This window comes from Nonomuraea sp. B19D2 (assembly GCF_040137845.1).
In the GTDB taxonomy this organism is placed as follows: Bacteria; Actinomycetota; Actinomycetes; order Streptosporangiales; family Streptosporangiaceae; genus Nonomuraea.
Map to the genome: position 1 here is coordinate 287841 of NZ_JBEFAK010000003.1, position 17362 is coordinate 305202.

Here is a 17362-nt window from a genome sequence, read left to right on the forward strand (position 1 = left end):
ACGACATGAGGCTGACGACCGCCTCCGGGGTGGCCTCGTTCGCCGCCGCGCTCCTGCTCTACCCGCTCTTCCAGGGCGGCACCTGGTTCTGGACGTCACTGGGCGCCGTGCTCGCGGTGATGTTCGCGGGCCTGGTGAGCAGCCGGTTGTCGCTGCCCGCGTGGGCGGCGCCGCTGGCCGCTCTGGTCACGACGTGGATCTACCTGACCGTGGTCTTCGCGGCCGGCAAGGCGTGGGCGCTGGTGGTGCCGACCAAGGAGTCGGTGGCCGAGCTGGGCAGGCTGCTGGGCGTCGGCTGGGCCGACATCCAGCGCTTCGCCGCTCCCGTGCCGGAGACGGACGGCATCACGCTGCTGACCGCCGGCGGCGTGGCGCTGATCGCGATCGCCGTGGACCTGCTCGCCGCGCGGCTGCGCAAGGCGGCGCTGGCCGGGCTGCCGCTGCTGGCGCTGGCCACCGTGCCGGCGACGATCCTGCCCGACCCGATCAGCTGGCCCGCGTTCATCCTGGCGGCGCTCGGGTTCGTCAGCCTGCTGATCGCCGACGGCCGCGAGCGGGTGGGCCACTGGGGCAGGGCGGTGCTGGTACGGCGCACGCGCGCGGCCACTTCGCAGCCCGCGAACCGTGACCGGGCCGACACCAGCGGCCTGCGGCTGTCGGGCAAGCGCATCGGGTTCGCCGCGATCGCGCTGGCCGTGCTGGTGCCGGCGCTGCTGCCGGCGATGGAACCGGTGTCGTTCTTCACCTTCGGCGTGGGCGGTACGGGCCCCGGCAAGGGCAACTCGATCAGCATCCCCAACCCGATCGCGAACCTGAAGGGCCAGCTGGAGCTGCCGGAGCGGCGGGTCGTCCTCACCTACCGCAACAACGACGACAAGCCCCGGTATCTGCGAATCTTCACGCTCGACACGTTCGACGGTCAGCAGTTCGGCATGACCGAGCCGAAGGGGTCGCCGCAGAACAGGACGGACAACGGCCCGCTCCCCGCACCGCCCGGCCTGAGCTCGCAGCCGAAGATCAAGACCGTGGACACGAACGTCCAGATCAGCGACGAGATCGAGAAGCTGCAGTTCCTGCCGCTGCCGTACCCGCCCAGGCAGATCCAGGTGGACGGCGACTGGCGGGCCGACGTGGACACGCTCATGGTCTTCTCCACCCGCGACGAGGCCGCGGGCCTTGAGTACGAGGTGAGCACGAGCGAGCCGGAGCCGACGCCGGACCTGCTGGAGTCGCTCGGCGGGACCCGGCCGACCACCGATCCCCGCTACCTGAAGCTGCCGGACAACCTGCCTCCCGAGATCGCCGAGCTGGCGAACTCGCTGACCGCCGACGCCAAGTCGGGCTACGACGCGGCGGTGAAGCTGCAGCAGTTCTTCACCAAGGACGGCGGCTTCACCTACAACCTGAGCACGCAGGGGCACGGCAACTCGGCGCTGCGGGACTTCCTGCTGCGTGACCGAGCGGGCTACTGCGAGCAGTTCGCCGCGTCGATGGCGGTGCTGGCCAGGCTGGTGGGCATCCCGGCGCGGGTGGCCATCGGCTACACGGGCGGCACGAAGGTGGGCGACCGGTGGCAGGTCGGCACGAACGACTCCCACTCCTGGCCCGAGCTGTATTTCGAGGGCGTGGGCTGGCTGCCGTTCGAACCCACCCCCTCCGGGTCGCTCGGCCAGGGCAGCGCGCGGGTGCCCGAGTACACGCAGCCCAGGCCGCAGCCCACGGGCGAGGCCGCGACGCCGACGCCGGGCGCGACCAGCTCGTCGGCGGACGAGCCCGTCGACCCGCAGGCCCGGCGTAACACGCGCGCGCTGGACCGCGAGGGCGTGGTCACCCCCGGCGGGCTGCCGCCGGACGACTCCATGCCGCTGATCGCCAAGATCGGCATAGGGGCAGGGGCGCTGCTTCTGCTACTGCTGATCCCCGCCGGCATCCGGCTGCTCACCAGGAACCGGCGCGTGCGCACCCTGGGCTGGAAGGTGTCGGCGCCCGCCGACGAGCTGACGGCCGCGATGGTGTCGGATACGTCGCACCGCCATCCGTCGGTGGCCGCGGCCTGGGCGGAGCTGGACGACGTGCTGTACGACTACGGCATGGCCCGCGAGCCCAGCGAGACCCCCAGGGCGCTGGCGCGGCGGCTGGCCCAGCAGTACGAGTTCGACGCGGAGTCGGCGGCGGCCATCACGGCCATCGCCTCTGCGGTGGAGCGCGTGCTGTTCGCGCGGGACCCCGGGGAGATCGGGCCCATGCGCAAGGACCTGCGCAAGGTGCGCCAGGCCCTGGCGGCCACGGTGTCACGCGGGCGGCGGCTGCGGGCGGTGCTGCTGCCACCGTCGACGCTGCGGCGGCTGCGGGCCGTGGGAGATCGGCTGCTCGACGGGTTCGACCTGCTGGAGAACATCAGGCTGCGGCGGACGGCGGGCCAGAGGGACTCCTGACCAGCGCGTCCGGCCGTTCCCTGAAGAACGGGAACGGCCGGGCTGGTCGGGCTTCGGCACGACGGCCGGGGGAACGGCCGGGCTGGTCGGGCTTCGGCACGACGGCCGGGGGAACGGCCGGTCAGGTCGCCTCCAACACGACGGCCGCCCGGACACGTGCCGGGCGGCTTCGCCGGATCAGAGGTCAGCGGTCGTCGTGGCGACGACGCCAGCGCTCTTCCATGCGCTCCATGAACGTGCCCCGGTTGCGCCGAGCCTGCTTGCCCGGCGGGGTGGCCGTGCCGGAGGAGGGAGGGGAGTCACCGAACCCATTCATGCGTTTCCAACTGGACAGACCCCACAGACACGCGGCGAGCATGACCACGAAACCGCCGACGCCGAGCGGGATCAGCGCACTGCCACTCATCACCACGCCGACCATCATGATGACGACGCCGAGAGCAAAGCCGATGGAGGCCTTGATCAGGCGACGCTTGTAATGGCTGCGCGGGTCACTGATCCTTACGGTGTTGGCCCACTTCGGGTCCTCGGCGTAGAGGGCCTGCTCGATCTGGTCGAGCAAGCGCTGCTCGTGCTCAGAGAGCGGCACGGCGCCTCCCAAGGACGGCCCCAGGACGGGGAAGACGGCAACGGACGACACGGGGTGTCCGAACCTCGCGGTCGGTTATCCCCAGAATACGAGGCTGTAGACGTAGGCGAAAGCAAACGTCCAACGCAGACCAAACCGGAGGTGTCGTCATGGCTCCATTGTGGCCCATCTAGCCCCCTTTCCCCCAAAATCGCCACACCTAAGCCCCCAGCAAATCCGGACATCGGCGTCATGTCTCTGCTTCATCAAGCTTGCCACGTACGAGCGATGCTGGGAGCACCGCATCGGGACCGAATCTCCGGATCGCCTTGTCCATCGCCTGCTCGGCCTCGCGCCAGCCGGTCTCCCGCTCCCCGATGCTGAGCTGCCGGGTGGCCTCCTCCGCCGGCCGCAGGTTTTCCATCCGGACCCCCACCAGGCGCAGCCGCACGCGCTGGAGGCCGGCCGCCTCGAACAGCTCGCAGGCTGTGGCGTATATCACCTGAGCCACGTCGGTCGGCTCGCGCAGCGTGCGCGAGCGGTTGATCGTGGTGAAGTCGGCTCGGCGTAGCTTCACACTTACAGTCCTTCCCACGTGGCCGCCCTTACGCATCCTGGCGGCCACGCGCTCGGAAAGGCGCAGCAGCTCCCGCCTGATCACCTCGGGATCGTCCACGTCGGCCGCGAACGTCTCCTCGTTGCCGATGCTCTTGTCGGACACGTGGGCGCTCACCGCCCGCTCGTCACGGCCCCACGCCAGCGCCGCCAGATGGCCGCCCACGGCCTGGCCGAGCTCGCGCTGGAGGGTCGCGGGCGGCACTTTGGCCAGGTCGCCGACCGTGCGGATGCCGAGGCGTACGAGAGCCTGCTCGGTGCGCTCGCCGACACCCCACAGCGCCGACACCGGCAGCGGGTGGAGGAAGTCCACGACCTGACCGGCGGGCACCACCAGCAACCCGTCGGGCTTGCACTGCTTGGAGGCCAGCTTCGCCACGAACTTGCTGCCGGCCACGCCGACCGAGCACGTGATGCCGTAGCGGTCGAGGACCTGCTCCCTGATCATGGCGGCGATGGCGGCGGGCGGGCCGAGCCTGCGCCTGGCGCCCCCGACGTCGAGGAACGCCTCGTCGGATGCGATGGGCTCGACCAGCGGGGTGATCGTGTGGAAGATCTCCATGACGCCCTTGGAGACCTCGGAGTATTTGCCGTGGCTGGGTGGGATGACGGTGGCCTGCGGGCAGAGCCTGCGCGCCCTGCTCATCGGCATCGCGGAGTGCACGCCGTGGGCCCTGGCCTCGTACGTGGCGCTGAGCACGACGCCACGTCCGGCGGGCGAGCCCACGATCACCGGGTGGCCGCGCAGCTCGGGACGGTCGAGCAGCTCGACGCTGGCGAAGAAGGCGTCCATGTCGACGTGGAGGATCGGGCAGCCGCTGTCATCGGCCCCGGTGCGCGGAACGGGGCCGATGCCTGTGATCTGCTTGCGGGACACGCCGCCGATTCTATCCGAACACGCGTTCTAAAGCCTATGGGCGAGCACGTGCAACTGTGTGGCGATGTCTCTCAGCACGGGGTGGGTGGCGGCGACCTGTTCGAGCGCGACGAGCGCCTCCGCCGCGCCGGGCTCACCGTCGACGAGCCTGCTCGGCACCAGGTCGGTGAAGACCCGGACGCCGTGCACGGCACCCACGGAGAACCCGGTCGCGGTCAGCAGCTCGGCGAGCGTCTCGGCGGCGAAGCGCCTCGGCGTGGGGTCGCGGTCGCCCCACGTGCCCTCGGGATCGTCCAGCACGGCCCGCGCCTCGTCGAACTGGCCCGCGAGCGCCCGATGGATGGCGCTGGCGACGGGGTTGGCGGCCAGCACGCTCACCGCGCCGCCCCTGCGCAGCACGCCCGCGACGGCGGTCAGCGCGCTGATCGGGTCTTCGACGTATTCGAGGACACTGTGGCACAGGACCAGGTCGGCGCTGTCCCGGCTGAGCAGCTCGCCCAGGCCGTCGGCGTCGCCCTGCAGGGCCCGCACGCCCACGCCCTTCTCCTTGGCGCGGCGTTCGAGCGCGGCCAGCGAGTCAGGGCTCGGGTCGACGACGGTGACGGTGTGGCCGAGCGCGGCCAGCGGCACGGCGAACCCGCCGGTGCCTCCCCCGGCGTCGACGATGTCGAGCGCCTCGCGGCCGGTCGCCGCCGCCCGCTCGGTCAGCACGGACCGCAACGCGTCCCAGACGACGGCGGTCCGCGCCGCCGGGGTCCTCGTGGCGCCTTCAGCACGCAACGTCGGCTCGCCTCCCTCTCCCCTCGCGACGGGGGCCTGACGCCGGGCCGTCACGAACGTGCACCCCGCGAACTGCTTCTCCGCGGTCGCGCCCCAGCCTACGCCGTGCACCGGCCTCCCGCTTCCGAAGCGCCACGCCGGCGAGACGCTCCACGGCGGGTCCGCGCTCCCCGCACAAGGGCGCACGAGCCGACAGGCGTGCGGCTACGCGCCGAAAGCCGCCGCCAGCCGCTTCGGGGCCCGGAGCCGCCACGCGTCCGTCAGCAGCTCCCCCAGCTCCTCGCCGTCCACCGCCCCGAACCGCACCAGCACGACGGCGTGCCCGTCGTAATGCGGCGTCGTGAAGAACGTGCCGGGCTCGGCCGCGATGAGCCCGGCCTTCTCCTCCTCCGAGCCCACGGGCAGCACCAGCACGTCGCCCTCGTCCCTGATGCGGACGAACCACTTGCCGCGCACGTAGAAGGCGGGCGTGCCGTACATGGTCTTCTCAAGGGTCTCGGGCAGCGCCAGCGCGAAACGGCGCACGTCGTCCTCGGTCACCATGCCCATACGATACGCACCGCGGGAACGGCGGAAAGGGGCGCGTCGCGGCTGGTGACGCGCCACTTGTCCGTCCGCTCCCACACCACCCGGCCGTGGTTGGAACCGTACCCCGAACACGCGCTCCTGACGGTGTCTAAAGGGTGAGGCTTGGCTTGAGCTGCTTGAAGCGGGCCAGCAGCCCGTTGACGAACTGCGGCGACTCGTCGGTGGACAGCTCACCCGCCAGGTGCACCCACTCGCTGATCACCACGCCCTCGGGCACGTCGGGCATCCACAGCAGCTCGTACGTGCCGCCGCGCAGCAGGTTGCGGTCGACGGCGGGCATCCGGTCGAGGGTCCAGCCCTCGGCGTACGTGGTGATCAGCTCGTCGATGCGCGCGTGGTGCCGGGCGACGCCCTCGACGATGGCGGAGGTGTATTCGTTCACCGGGGGCTCCTGCCGCTCCACGCGCTCGGCGAGGATCTTCAGCGGATCCTCGCCGCGCAGCTCGGCCTCGAAGAGGATGTCAAGCGCCCGCCGGCGTGCTTTGCCGCGTGCCGACACCTCAGGCCCGGCCGAGGTATTCGCCGCTGCGGGTGTCGACCTTGACCTTCTCGCCCGGGGTGATGAACAGCGGAACCTTGATCTCGGCGCCGGTCTCCAGCGTGGCGGGCTTGGTGCCGCCGGTGGAGCGGTCGCCCTGCAGGCCGGGCTCGGTGTTGGCGATGGTCAGCTCGACCGCGGCGGGCAGGTCGATGTAGAGGGCCGAGCCCTCGTTGAACGCGACCGTGGCCAGGGTGTTCTCCAGCATGTAGTTGGCGGCGGTGCCGACGGTGGTGCTGGGCACGTTGACCATGTCGTAGGTCTCGGTGTCCATGAACACGAAGTCGTCGCCGTCCTTGTACGAGTACTGCATCTCGCGCTTGTCGACGTTGGCCACCTCGACCTTCACGCCGGCGTTGAAGGTCTTGTCGACGACCTTGCCCGAGAGGACGTTCTTGAGCTTGGTGCGCACGAACGCGCCGCCCTTGCCCGGCTTGACGTGCTGGAACTCCACAACGGCCCAGAGCTCACCGCCATCGAGCTTCAGCACCATGCCGTTCTTGAGGTCGTTGGTCGTCGCCACTCGTTCTTCTCCCGCGTGCGGCCGCTCTAAAGGACGAGCAGCTCCTTGGTCGTCTTTGTGAAAAGTTCCGGCCCGCCCTCACGTGTCACGAGGGTGTCCTCGATGCGAACCCCGCCCCGGCCCGGGAGGTAGACCCCCGGCTCGACGGTGATCGGAACTCGATCCTCTAGTCTACCGGTACGCGAGGGGCCCAGGAACGGCTCCTCGTGGATCTCCAGACCGACGCCGTGCCCCAGGCCGTGCCGGAAGTGGCTGCCGTGGCCCGCGTTCTCGATGACGGCACGGGCCGCCGCGTCCACCTCTCTGGCCCCCGCGCCGGGGGTGAGCGCGCGCCTGCCGGCCCTTTGCGCCTCGGCGACCAGGTCGTAGATCTCGCGCTGCCAGCCGGCGGGCGTGCCCAGGCAGACCGTCCTGGTCATGTCGGCGTGGTAGCCCTGGTAGCGGGCGCCGAAGTCCATGGTGACCAGGTCGCCGGCGCGCAGCTGCCTGCCGGTCGGCGCGTGGTGTGGGATCGCGCCGTTCTCACCCGCGGCCACGATCGTGTCGAACGCGGGCTTGTCGGCCCCCAGCTCGGTCATGCGGTTGTCGAGCAGCCGGGCGAGGTCGCGTTCGGTGATCCCCGGGGCGATTTTCTCGGAAACATCGGCAAACGCCTGGTCGGTGATGTCGCAGGCCGTACGGAGGAGCTCCAGCTCGCCGTCGTCCTTGACCGCCCGCAGCAGCTCCACCACCGGCTCCAGCGGCACCAGCCCCTCGCCCAGCCGCCGGTACGTGGCCACGCTCATCCACGCCGCCTCGATGCCGACGCCCGGCCCAGCCAGGTTCTCAGTCAGCTTGTCCGCCACGTCGTACGCCTCGACCGAAGGGACGTCCAGCACGCGGGCCGCCTCGATGTAGCGGTTGTCGGTCGCCAGCAGCGCCGTGCCGTCGGCCCTGACCAGGACGGCGGCGTTGGAGCTGGCCAGCCCGGTGAGGTAGCGGACGTTCACCGGGGAGGTGACGAGCAGGGCGTGGACCTCACGGGCGGGCAGCAGCTCGGCGAGGCGCGCGCGGCGCGCCACGTAGTCGAAGGTCATGGCGCCAATGTATGTGTTCCTGCCCTCGCGTCACTATCGCCCGCCTCGCCCCAGAGCGGCGGCATGCTAGTTGTCAGGGAGCCGCCAGTCCCGCAGGACGTCCGCCGCCGGCCCCGAGCTCCCCATGTCGCCCTTCTGCCGAGCCCGCTCCAGGTCGTGGTAGACATCGGCGATCTGGCTCATGGCCGGGTCGATCTGCCCCTCGTCGAACTTCCTGGCCGCCTTCCTGATCTTCTCGCGGGCCTTGTCCGCCACGCGGGGGTCGATGGCGCCCATCGCCTGCTGGGCCAGCACAGCCTTGTCGAACTCCGCCAGCCACTTGCGCCACCCACCCGGCGGGATCGCCGCGCCCAGGGTGGCCTTGGGCTCGGCCGTGTCCAGGAGGCCGGTCGGGTCGTCAGAGCCGGGTCCCATGGTGGTCACGAGGCCGGGCGACGGCTCGGAGGTGGGCGGCTCGGTTGGCGGCGTGAACGTGGAGGGGGCGGCGGTCGGGGTGGACACGGGGACCGGCTCCTCCTTCCGCGAGCCGGCCCACGTCACCATGACCACGGTCACCACCGCGATGATCACCACGGCGGCGCCGAGCTGGAGGAAGAGCTTGCGGTTGGAGTTGGGCCCGGGTTCGAGGTCGCCCGCCTGGTAGAGGGCGGTGTCACCGGCCCGGGAGCCCCCGCCCTGACCCGCGACCTGGTAAATCTCGGTGACCCCCTGCCCGCCGCCGGCCATCCCGCCGCCTGCGGGCCCCATGCCGCCGGGCGGCAGGCCGCCGTCGCGGAGTGAGGCGCCGGTCACGGGCATGGGTGGCGCGGCCGGGTTGGAGCGCGGCCGGGCGATGGTCGCCAGCGCACGCCTGATCGCCTCGCCGCTGGCGGGCCGCCTGGCGGGCTCCTCAGCGATCATGGCCAGCACGAGCCGATCCAGCTCCGCGGGCACCTCGGCCCTGAACGCACTGGGCGGCGCCGGCTCACCCCCGCGCCCACCGGCCCCGCCATCCGCCGGGTCACCGAACGGCGGACGGCCGCACAGCAGCTCGTAGCAGACACCCCCGAGCGCGTACAGGTCCCCGGAAGCCGCCGCCTCCTGCCCCGTGGCCCGCTCGGGCGCCAGGTACCGGCCGGCCGACGGCGCCAGACCGTCCATCCCGAACCCGACGACCTTGAGCACCCCGCTCCCGGCCCGCCGGAAGCTGTCCGGGCCGACCTGGCCGTGCACGACCCCGGCCCGGTGCGCGGCGTCGAGCCCGGCGGCCGCCTGCCCGATCAGGTCGCACACCTCGACGATCTTCAGAGGCCCCTGAGCGGCGAGCTCCTCGCCGAGGCTGAGCCCGGTGAGGTACTCCATCACCAGGAACGGCGCCCCCTCGTGGTCGCCGACGTCCAGCACCATGGCCACGTTCGGATGGATCACCCTGGCCACGGCCTGGGCGTGCTGCCTGAGCACCTCACGCGTGGCGCCCCCCGCCGCCCTGGCGCCGAGCACCTTCACGGCCACGACCCAGTCGGCCCGCGTGTCGTACCCGCGCCACACCTCACCTATCGGCCCGCTGCCGATGCGCTCGTCAAGCCGGTAGCGGTCAGCGACCAAGGACGGCGTCGCGTCGGACATATCCCCGCCAATTACTCGAACATCAGGATTTCCGACCAACCATAGGGCCCCACAGCCCCTGCCGCCCCATCATCCGTCCGCGCCGCGACCACGGCCCGCCCCGGCATGACGAATTTCGCGGCGAACGTCGCGATCGCCTTCTTCGGCACGCCCGAAATCCCCCTGCCCGTGTTCGATGCGCCAACCAGGGGCCCGACGACGGACGGGTTCGGCCGTGTCGGCCGTGCTCGGCATGGTCGCGAAGGCCATACTCTCCTCATGCTGCCGGCCGAGAGCTACCCCTTCCACCCGCCGTCGAGCGCGCTGCTCTGGAGCCTCGTGGCGGGATTCGCCGCACTGGGCGTGCCGGAGATCGCACGGCGGGGCCCGGCCCTGCTCGAAGAGGCCGAGGCCACCGTCTGATGGATGAACGCGCCATCAGGGTGCGGCTCGACGAGCTGCTCCAGGAGCGGGGCATGACGCTCACCGAGCTCTCGCACCGCGTGGAGATCACCGTGGTCAACCTGTCGATCCTGAAGAACGGCCACGCCAAGGCGATCCGGTTCTCCACGCTGAGCCGCCTGTGCGACGCGCTCGGCTGCCAGCCGGGCGACCTGCTCACGTACGAGTGAGCAGGCCGCCCGGCGGCGATCAAGCCGTGGCGGGCTGCGCCGCCCCCGAAGGAGCGCTGTCGAGCGGCGAGGGCGGCGCGTTGAAGACGGCCTCGTCCAGGCGCCCCTCCGAGCGGGCCACCAGGACGGGCACCACCATCTGCCCGGTGACGTTGGTGGCGGTGCGGATCATGTCCAGGATCGGGTCGATGGCCAGGAGCAGGCCGACGCCCTCCAGGGGCAGCCCGAGCGTGCTGAGCGTGAGCGTCAGCATGACGATCGCGCCGGTCAGACCGGCCGTGGCGGCCGAGCCGACCACCGACACGAACGCGATCAGCAGGTAGTCGCCCACCCCGAGGTGCACGCCGAACACCTGGGCCACGAAGATCGCGGCCAGCGCCGGGTAGACGGAGGCGCACCCGTCCATCTTGGTGGTGGCGCCGAACGGCACAGCGAAGGAGGCGTAGTCGCGGTCCACGCCGTTGCGCTCGATGGTGACCCGCTGCGTCAGCGGCAGCGTGCCGACCGACGAGCGGGAGACGAACGCCAGCTCGATCGCGGGCCAGGCGTTGCGGAAGAACTGGAGGGGGCTGACCTTGCCCCACACGGCCAGCAGCGTCGGGTAGACGGCCAGCAGCACGATGAGGCAGCCGGCGTACACCCCGAGGCTGAGCTTGGCCAGCGGCGCCAGCAGGTCCCAGCCGTACGTGGACACGGCCTTGCCGATCAGTCCCGCCGTGCCGATGGGGGCGAGGCGGAGCACCCACCACAGCGCCTTCTGGACCAGCTCGAGGACGGAACGGGCGAGGTTCAGGAACGGCTCGGCCTTCTCCCCGACCGCCAGGGCCGCCGCGCCGAGCACGATGCCCAGGAAGACGATCTGGAGCACGTTCACCTCGGTGAAGGCCGTGACGATGTTCGTGGGGAGGATGCCGGTGACGAAGTCGAGCCAGGTGCCCGCGCCCTCGGTGTCCACGGGCTTGGCCGCGCCTGTGTCGAGGGTGACGCCCTGGCCGGGGTTGATGACCAGGCCGAGCCCGATCGCGACGGCCACGGAGACGAACGCCGTGATGAGGAACCACAGCAGCGTCTTGGACGCGAGCCTGGCCGCGCCGTTGACGTTGCGCAGGTTGGCCACGCTGACCAGCACGGCGGTGAAGACGAGCGGCGGGACGGCCAGCTTGAGCAGCTGGACGAAGATCTGGCCGGCCTTGGTCAGCGTCTCGGCCAGCCAGGCCACGTCCCAGATCTTGGCGACGAAGCCCAGCGCGATGCCGGCCACGAGGCCGACCAGCAGCTGAAGGGAGAAGGAGAATCTCTTCATGGGTGGGGAACTCCGGAGAATCACGGCATGCGGCAGCAAGAGCAGTGCAGGGCACACCAAAGGAGGGGGGACGATCGCGGGTGTATCGGTCAGCGACAGAGAGAGCCGCGCAGCCGGCACAGATCAACGTGCAGCCGCCCGACGAGCCAGACAGACACCAGAGAGAACCTCACGAGCCGCTGCAACACCCACATAACCGGAGATATTCCCCATAAAGGAGGTAGACTTACCCCGCAATTTCCTTGATCTTCTCGATCAGCCGCACCCGGTCCTCGTGCGTCCTGCCGAACGGCGTCACGTTGAGCGTGGTCACCCCCGACTCCTTCAGCGCCTGCACGCGGTCGCGTACGAACCCCTCGCTGCCGATCAGCGACATCCTCTCCAGCAGCTCACCCGGCACCAGGGCGGCCGCCTCGTCCTTCTTGCCCTCGAGGTAGCGGTCCTGGATCTGCTCGGCCTCCTTCTCGTAGCCGTAGCGCCTGGCCAGGTCGTTGTAGAAGTTCTTGCCCTTGGCGCCCATGCCGCCGATGTAGAGGGCCGCCATCGGCCGCCCGAACTCCAGCAGCCCGGCCACGTCGTCGCCGATCGCCAGGGACGCCTGCGCGATCACGTCCAGCCCGCCCAGCTCCGGATCGCGCCTGGCCTTGCCGGCCGCCAGCGACGGGCCCCACACGTCGGCGGCCTTCTCGGGAACGTAGAAGATCGGCTCCCAGCCCTCGGCCAGCTCGGCGGTCAGCTCGACGTTCTTGGGCCCGATGGCGGCGACCACGATCGGGATGCGGGGCCGTACCGGATGGTTGATGAGCTTGAGCGGCTTGCCGAGGCCCGTCCCCTGCTCGGGCGGGAGCGGCAGCGTGTAGTGCCGGCCGTCGTGCTCCAGGCGCTCGCGCCGCCACACCTTGCGGCAGATCTCGATGACCTCCCTGGTACGCCCGAGCGGCGCGGTGTACGGCACCCCGTGGAAGCCCTCGATCACCTGCGGCCCGGAGGCGCCGAGGCCGAGCGTGAAGCGTCCGCCGGAGACGTAGTCCATGCCCGCGGCCGTCATGGCCAGCAGCGTCGGCGTGCGCGAGTAGATCGGCAGAATGCCCGAGGCGATCTCCAGCCGCTCGGTCCTGGCCGCGATGTAGCCCATCTGGCTGACGGCGTCGAACGAGTACGCCTCGGCCACGAACACGATGTCGAGCCCGGCCTTCTCGTAGTCGGCCAGCTCGGCCACGGTCTCCTTGAAGCCGCCCGAGTAGTTGAGTGCCATTCCGATGCGCATGCCGGGCTCCCACTGAAACCGAATGATATTCCGTTGCGACGCGACAAGGCTATCGCGTCGGCATACCGGGCGGTGAGCCACTAGCCTGGATCGGGTGCTGAGTCGGCTCGTCATCGTCGTGAGCGCCGTGGTTGCCGTGGCCCTGGCGGGGCATCAGCTGATCCCGGCGCTCGGCGGGTTCACGCCCGTCATGGAGAGCCTGCTGCCCTGGTTGGGAGTGACCGTTCCGCTGCTGCTCATGGCGGCCGCGGTGGCACGTTCCACGGCCGCCGCCCTCGCGACGCTGGTGCCCGGGGTGGTGTGGGCGGCGATGTTCGGCTCCACGCTCTTCCGCACACCGCCCGGCGGCCCGAGCGACCTGGCCGTCGGCACGGTCAACGTGGGCGTGACCAACAACGCCTCCGGCGAGGCCGTGCGCACGATCGCCAAGGACCTCGACCTGCTGGCCGCCCAGGAGCTGACCAGCGGCGGACCGGCGGCCAAGCAGCTCAACAAGATGTTCAAGTACCACTACCCGGTCAGCACGGTCGGGCTGTGGAGCCGCTATCCGATCCGCGACACCAAGCCGCTCGACGTCGGCCTGGGCTGGCCGCGGGCCCTGCGCGCGGTGGTCGCCACCCCCAAGGGGAAGGTGACCGTCTACGTCATGCACCTGGCCTCGGCCCGGCCGGGGGCCACCACCTCGCGCGACGCCTCGCTCGCGCACGCGCGCAGGCTCATCGACGACGACCCCAGCAAGCGCATCCTGCTGCTCGGCGACCTCAACACCGCCACCACCGACCGGGGCATGCGGGGGCTGACCCCGCCGCTGACCGACGCGCAGACCGTGGCGGGCGACGGGTTCGGGTTCACCTGGCCGTCGGAGTTCCCGATCACGCGGCCCGACCACATCCTGTTCAAGGGCATGACGGCGACCAAGGCGGGCGTCGCCCCGGCCACCGGCAGCGACCACCGGGCCGCCATCGCCTCACTGCGGCTCTAGCAGCCTCAGGTCCCGCGGCGTGTCGATGTCGGCGGGGTCCCCGTGCTCGTCGCACGGCACCTCGGTGACCAGCTCGGGATGGGCCTTCATGAACGGCCTGGCCCCGACATCCCCGACGGCCAGCTCCGCCACCCCGGCGAAGTGCTCGCGGGCGATCAGCACCGGGTTCCTGCGTTCGCCTCCATAGGTGGCGACCGCCAGGCCGGCGCCCGAGTCGATCAGGGCACGTACCGCGCCCGGGCGGATGAGCGGCTGGTCCACCAGCGCGATCACCACGGACTCGGCCCCCTCTGGCAGCGCGGCGAGCCCGACCCGCAGGGACGAGCCCATGCCGGCGGCCCAGTCCGGGTTGCGCACGGTCACCGCGCCGCGCACCTGCACGGTGGCCGCGCCGAGCACGACCACGACGGGATGGCAGCCGCCCTCCTCCAGCAGCCGCACCCCCCGGTCGACCAGCCGCTCGCCCGCGAACTCGACCAGCGCCTTGGGCGTGCCCAGCCGGGCGCCCTGCCCCGCGGCCAGCAGCAGCCCCGCCACCCTGGCGCTCTTCATGAGGCCTCGTGGTGGATGCGGCCCCGCGTGTCGGACAGCGGGCGCCCGGAACCGCCCCAGCGGAGCTGGATCAGCTCGGCGGCGATCGACACGGCGGTCTCCTCAGGAGTGCGCGCGCCGAGGTCGAGCCCGATCGGCGAGCGCAGCCTGGCCAGCTCGGCTTCGGTGACCCCGGACTCGCGCAGCCTGGCCAGCCGGTCGTCGTGGGTACGGCGCGAGCCCATCGCGCCCACGTACCCGGCCTTCGTCCGCAGGGCCACCTCCAGCAGCGGCACGTCGAACTTGGGGTCGTGAGTCAGCACGCAGACCACCGTACGCTCGTCCACCTGCACCGACGCCAGATAGTCGTGGGGCCACTTGACCACCACCTCGTCGGCGTCGGGGAAGCGCTTGGCGGTGGCGAAGATCGGGCGGGCGTCGCAGACCGTGACGTGGTAGCCGAGGAACTTGCCCACCCTGGCCACCGCCGCCGCGAAGTCGATGGCCCCGAACACCAGCATGCGCGGCGGCGGCGCGAACGACTGCACGAACACCGCCAGGTCGTCCAGCCGCCGCTCACCCTGGCCGCCGTAGTGCCTGATGCCGGTCAGGCCCTGGGCGAGCATGCCGCGCGCGTCGTCGTCCACGGCCTCGTCGAGGCGCTCGAGCCCGAGGGTGCCGGACGACCGGCCGGACCAGATGACCCGGCGGGCGCCGACCTCGCCGGGGCCGGAGACGATGGTGGCCACGGCGACCGGCTCGTGCGCGTCCACGGCCACCGCGATCTCCCCCAGCTCGGGGAAGGTCTCGATCGAGACGGGCTCGACGAGGATGTCGATGATGCCGCCGCAGGTGAGCCCGACGGCGAACGCGTCGTCGTCGCTCACTCCGTACCGCTGCAGGATGGGCTCGTCGATCTCGGCGGCCAGCTCGAACACGGCGCCCTCGACGCAGCCGCCCGACACGCTGCCGACCACCTCGTCGCCGCGTACCGCCATGGCCGCGCCCGGCTGCCTGGGCGCGCTGCTGAACGTGCTCACCACCGTCGCCAGCCCGAACTTGAGCCCCGATCTCCACCAGCTCATGATCTCCGGCAGCACGTCACGCATGGGCCAGCCTTTCGCTGAGTTGCTCGAAGGCGGCCAGGCTGTGCCCGGCCACCAGGTCGTCGAGGTACGGCAGGGCGGCTCGCATGCCGCCGGTGAGGGGCTGGTAATCCTCGTACCCCTTGTGCGGGTTGACCCAGATCACCCGGTGCGCCTGCCTGGCGAGCCTGGCCATCTGGGTCCCCAGGAGCTCCGGATCTCCGCGTTCCCACCCGTCCGAGGCGATCACGGCGATCGCCCCTCGAACGCTGTAACGGCACAGATACTCCCTGAGTTCCTCCCCCAGCCGGGTACCGCCGCTCCAGTCGGGGATGGCCTTGGAGACCTCGTTCAGCGCGGTGCCGGGGTCGCGGTGGCGCAGCTCGGCGGTGATCGGAGTGAGCCTGGTGCCGACCGAGTAGACCCTGGTGGCCCGGGGCTCGCTCCTGACCAGCGCGTGGGCGAAGCGCAGCAGGGTCTCGGCGTACGGGGCCATCGAGCCGCTGACGTCCACGAACAGCACGACCGTGCGCGGCCGGGTGGTGTGCCTCCTGCGCCGGAGCCTGGCGACGTCGCCCTTCCTGAGCGCGTCGCGGATGGTGCGGCGCTGGTCGAGCACGCCCCGGTGCGCGCTCTCGAAGCGGCGTGAGAGCCGCCGGGCCCGCGCGGTCTTCAGCATGGCCAGCATCCGGTGCACCTCGGCCCGCTCGGCCTCGGTCAGCCGGGCCACGTCGCGGTGCCGCAGCACCTCGGCCCGGCTCGCCGTCGCCGGCGCCGCCGTCCCGTCGTCGCCGCTCTCCCCTTCCGGCTCGGCCGCCAGGTGTCTGGTGACGCTGGTCGTGCCCGTACGGGCGACGACCGCCTGCTGAGCGCCGAAGTACGCGGCGAAGCACCGGTCGTACCTGGGCAGGTCGTCGGGCGTGGCGCAGAGCGTGAGCCGGCCGGCCCAGTAGACCTCGCCCGGGTCGGCCAGGTCGAGGTGGTCGAGCGCCCGCAGCATGTTCTGGGTCCGCTCGTGGTCGGCTCCGACCCCGGCCGCCCGCAACGTCCTGGCGAACCCGGTCACGGTGGCGACCAGCTCATCCATGGGAGAGCAGCCCGTTGCCGAGCACGTGGGCGACGTCCTCGCGATACTTCAGCGCCGCTCCCAGAGTGGCCGCGGCCAGCCCCGGATCGAGCTCCCTGGCGCCCAGCGTGAGCAGCGCCTCGGTCCAGTCGAGCGTCTCGGCCACGCCGGGCGGCTTGACCAGGCCGGCCTGCCGCAACCGCTCGGCCGCCCGCGCCACCTGCGCGGCCAGCGTCTCGGTGCAGTCGGGCAGCCGCCGCAGCAGGATGGCGACCTCGCGGTCGAAGCTCGGGTGCTCCAGCCAGTGGTAGAGGCAGCGCCGTTTGAGCGCGTCGTGCACCTCGCGCGTCCTGTTGGAGGTCACCACGACCACGGGCGGCGTCGTGGCCCTGACCGTGCCCAGCTCGGGAATCGAGATCGTGAAGTCGGAGAGCACCTCGAGCAGGAACGCCTCGAACTCGTCGTCGGCGCGGTCGATCTCGTCCACCAGCAGCACGCTCGGCTGCGTCTCGACGGCCTTCAGCAGGGGCCGCGCGATCAGGAACCTGCGGTCGTAGATCTCGCCCTCGAGCCTGCTCACATCGGTGATCCCGGCGGCCTCGGCGGCTTTGAGGTGGAGGAGCTGGCGCGCGAAGTCCCAGTCGTACAGGGCCTGGGCCGCGTCCAGCCCTTCGTAGCACTGGAGCCTGATGAGCGGCGCGTCGAGCAGCGTCGCGAGCGTCTTGGCCAGCTCCGTCTTGCCGACCCCCGCCTCGCCTTCGAGGAAGAGCGGCCGGCCCATCTTCAACGCCAGGAAGGCGGCCGTGGCCAGCCCTTCGTCAGCCAGGTAGGCGTGCCGCTCGAGCAGCTCGATGAGCTTGTCCGGCGACTCGATGTCCATTGCCTTGATTGTCGGCCGCAGCACCCCTTCAG

Annotated in this window: 19 protein-coding genes; 4 read left to right on the plus strand and 15 right to left on the minus strand. The window is 71.3% G+C overall.

Annotated elements, in window-relative coordinates; translation table 11 throughout:
• Positions 1 to 5 precede the first annotated feature (5 nt).
• Positions 6 to 2435 carry a transglutaminase TgpA family protein gene (locus tag ABN273_RS07910; protein WP_349447985.1) on the plus strand — a complete coding sequence of 810 codons (2430 nt, stop codon included), beginning with the start codon at positions 6 to 8 and terminating at the stop codon, positions 2433 to 2435.
• Positions 2436 to 2619: 184 nt separating this feature from the next.
• Here the strand turns inward: ABN273_RS07910 and ABN273_RS07915 are convergent, their stop codons facing one another.
• From ABN273_RS07915 to ABN273_RS07955, 9 genes are all read right to left on the minus strand, one after another.
• A complete protein-coding gene (locus ABN273_RS07915; protein ID WP_349448257.1) occupies positions 2620 to 3024 on the minus strand; it encodes an SCO2097 family morphological protein in 405 nt (134 codons plus the stop codon).
• Positions 3025 to 3253: 229 nt separating this feature from the next.
• Positions 3254 to 4495, minus strand: coding sequence for a DNA polymerase IV (gene dinB, locus ABN273_RS07920; RefSeq protein ID WP_349447986.1), 1242 nt, complete (start codon positions 4493 to 4495; stop codon positions 3254 to 3256).
• Between the two features lie 27 nt (positions 4496 to 4522).
• Positions 4523 to 5275 carry a methyltransferase domain-containing protein gene (locus ABN273_RS07925; RefSeq protein ID WP_349448258.1) on the minus strand — a complete coding sequence of 251 codons (753 nt, stop codon included), beginning with the start codon at positions 5273 to 5275 and terminating at the stop codon, positions 4523 to 4525.
• A gap of 204 nt (positions 5276 to 5479) precedes the next feature.
• Complete coding sequence (locus tag ABN273_RS07930; RefSeq protein WP_349447987.1) at positions 5480 to 5818, minus strand: MmcQ/YjbR family DNA-binding protein; 339 nt, start codon at positions 5816 to 5818, stop codon at positions 5480 to 5482.
• A gap of 133 nt (positions 5819 to 5951) precedes the next feature.
• On the minus strand, positions 5952 to 6362 hold the full coding sequence (gene nusB / locus ABN273_RS07935; protein WP_349447988.1) for a transcription antitermination factor NusB: 411 nt from the start codon (positions 6360 to 6362) through the stop codon (positions 5952 to 5954).
• 1 nt (position 6363) lies between these two features.
• Positions 6364 to 6924, minus strand: coding sequence for an elongation factor P (efp, locus tag ABN273_RS07940; RefSeq protein ID WP_349447989.1), 561 nt, complete (start codon positions 6922 to 6924; stop codon positions 6364 to 6366).
• A 26-nt stretch (positions 6925 to 6950) separates the two neighbouring features.
• Positions 6951 to 8000 carry a M24 family metallopeptidase gene (locus ABN273_RS07945; RefSeq protein ID WP_349447990.1) on the minus strand — a complete coding sequence of 350 codons (1050 nt, stop codon included), beginning with the start codon at positions 7998 to 8000 and terminating at the stop codon, positions 6951 to 6953.
• Positions 8001 to 8066: 66 nt separating this feature from the next.
• Positions 8067 to 9605 carry a serine/threonine-protein kinase gene (locus tag ABN273_RS07950; protein ID WP_349447991.1) on the minus strand — a complete coding sequence of 513 codons (1539 nt, stop codon included), beginning with the start codon at positions 9603 to 9605 and terminating at the stop codon, positions 8067 to 8069.
• Positions 9606 to 9616: 11 nt separating this feature from the next.
• A complete protein-coding gene (locus ABN273_RS07955; RefSeq protein ID WP_349447992.1) occupies positions 9617 to 9754 on the minus strand; it encodes a hypothetical protein in 138 nt (45 codons plus the stop codon).
• Positions 9755 to 9863: 109 nt separating this feature from the next.
• Between ABN273_RS07955 and ABN273_RS07960 the strand changes: the two genes are divergently transcribed.
• Both ABN273_RS07960 and ABN273_RS07965 read left to right on the plus strand, forming a co-directional pair.
• The gene (locus ABN273_RS07960; RefSeq protein WP_349447993.1) at positions 9864 to 10007 is read left to right on the plus strand and encodes a hypothetical protein; all 144 of its coding nucleotides are present in this window, start codon (positions 9864 to 9866) and stop codon (positions 10005 to 10007) included.
• Entirely contained in the window at positions 10007 to 10216 is a 210-nt protein-coding gene (locus ABN273_RS07965) for a helix-turn-helix domain-containing protein (protein ID WP_349447994.1), read from the plus strand. Before ABN273_RS07960 ends, ABN273_RS07965 begins: the two co-directional genes overlap by 1 nt.
• Before the next feature lie 19 nt (positions 10217 to 10235).
• Here the strand turns inward: ABN273_RS07965 and ABN273_RS07970 are convergent, their stop codons facing one another.
• Together ABN273_RS07970 and ABN273_RS07975 are read right to left on the minus strand one after the other, a co-directional pair.
• A complete protein-coding gene (locus ABN273_RS07970; RefSeq protein WP_349447995.1) occupies positions 10236 to 11519 on the minus strand; it encodes a dicarboxylate/amino acid:cation symporter in 1284 nt (427 codons plus the stop codon).
• Positions 11520 to 11745: 226 nt separating this feature from the next.
• The gene (locus ABN273_RS07975) at positions 11746 to 12786 is read right to left on the minus strand and encodes an LLM class F420-dependent oxidoreductase (protein WP_349447996.1); all 1041 of its coding nucleotides are present in this window, start codon (positions 12784 to 12786) and stop codon (positions 11746 to 11748) included.
• A 94-nt stretch (positions 12787 to 12880) separates the two neighbouring features.
• Here ABN273_RS07975 and ABN273_RS07980 point away from each other — a divergent pair, with 94 nt between their 5' ends.
• Positions 12881 to 13768 carry an endonuclease/exonuclease/phosphatase family protein gene (locus ABN273_RS07980; RefSeq protein ID WP_349447997.1) on the plus strand — a complete coding sequence of 296 codons (888 nt, stop codon included), beginning with the start codon at positions 12881 to 12883 and terminating at the stop codon, positions 13766 to 13768.
• On the opposite strand, the gene ABN273_RS07985 is transcribed toward ABN273_RS07980, so the two are convergent.
• From ABN273_RS07985 to ABN273_RS08000, 4 genes are read right to left on the minus strand one after another with little or no spacing between them, the layout of a single operon-like run.
• On the minus strand, positions 13754 to 14320 hold the full coding sequence (locus ABN273_RS07985; protein ID WP_349447998.1) for a nucleotidyltransferase family protein: 567 nt from the start codon (positions 14318 to 14320) through the stop codon (positions 13754 to 13756). The two genes, ABN273_RS07980 and ABN273_RS07985, sit on opposite strands and share 15 nt — an antisense overlap.
• The gene (locus tag ABN273_RS07990; RefSeq protein WP_349447999.1) at positions 14317 to 15408 is read right to left on the minus strand and encodes an XdhC family protein; all 1092 of its coding nucleotides are present in this window, start codon (positions 15406 to 15408) and stop codon (positions 14317 to 14319) included. The genes ABN273_RS07985 and ABN273_RS07990 overlap by 4 nt, the downstream gene beginning before the upstream one ends.
• A complete protein-coding gene (locus ABN273_RS07995) occupies positions 15401 to 16471 on the minus strand; it encodes a vWA domain-containing protein (protein ID WP_349448000.1) in 1071 nt (356 codons plus the stop codon). Before ABN273_RS07995 ends, ABN273_RS07990 begins: the two co-directional genes overlap by 8 nt.
• Positions 16464 to 17330, minus strand: a complete 867-nt coding sequence (locus tag ABN273_RS08000) for an AAA family ATPase (RefSeq protein WP_349448001.1) — start codon at positions 17328 to 17330, stop codon at positions 16464 to 16466. The genes ABN273_RS07995 and ABN273_RS08000 overlap by 8 nt, the downstream gene beginning before the upstream one ends.
• Positions 17331 to 17362: the final 32 nt, after the last annotated feature.

What these genes read in the sequence shown, in the direction of transcription:
- ABN273_RS07995 (WP_349448000.1), bottom strand. Translation starts at nt 16,471, where the DNA reads ATGGATGAGCTGGTCGCCACCGTGACCGGGTTCGCCAGGACGTTGCGG.
- ABN273_RS07970 (WP_349447995.1), bottom strand. Translation starts at nt 11,519, where the DNA reads ATGAAGAGATTCTCCTTCTCCCTTCAGCTGCTGGTCGGCCTCGTGGCC.
- ABN273_RS07960 (WP_349447993.1), top strand. Translation starts at nt 9,864, where the DNA reads ATGCTGCCGGCCGAGAGCTACCCCTTCCACCCGCCGTCGAGCGCGCTG.
- ABN273_RS07990 (WP_349447999.1), bottom strand. Translation starts at nt 15,408, where the DNA reads ATGCGTGACGTGCTGCCGGAGATCATGAGCTGGTGGAGATCGGGGCTC.
- ABN273_RS08000 (WP_349448001.1), bottom strand. Translation starts at nt 17,330, where the DNA reads ATGGACATCGAGTCGCCGGACAAGCTCATCGAGCTGCTCGAGCGGCAC.
- ABN273_RS07965 (WP_349447994.1), top strand. Translation starts at nt 10,007, where the DNA reads ATGGATGAACGCGCCATCAGGGTGCGGCTCGACGAGCTGCTCCAGGAG.
- ABN273_RS07985 (WP_349447998.1), bottom strand. Translation starts at nt 14,320, where the DNA reads ATGAAGAGCGCCAGGGTGGCGGGGCTGCTGCTGGCCGCGGGGCAGGGC.
- ABN273_RS07945 (WP_349447990.1), bottom strand. Translation starts at nt 8,000, where the DNA reads ATGACCTTCGACTACGTGGCGCGCCGCGCGCGCCTCGCCGAGCTGCTG.
- ABN273_RS07975 (WP_349447996.1), bottom strand. Translation starts at nt 12,786, where the DNA reads ATGCGCATCGGAATGGCACTCAACTACTCGGGCGGCTTCAAGGAGACC.
- ABN273_RS07910 (WP_349447985.1), top strand. Translation starts at nt 6, where the DNA reads ATGAGGCTGACGACCGCCTCCGGGGTGGCCTCGTTCGCCGCCGCGCTC.
- ABN273_RS07950 (WP_349447991.1), bottom strand. Translation starts at nt 9,605, where the DNA reads ATGTCCGACGCGACGCCGTCCTTGGTCGCTGACCGCTACCGGCTTGAC.
- ABN273_RS07930 (WP_349447987.1), bottom strand. Translation starts at nt 5,818, where the DNA reads ATGGTGACCGAGGACGACGTGCGCCGTTTCGCGCTGGCGCTGCCCGAG.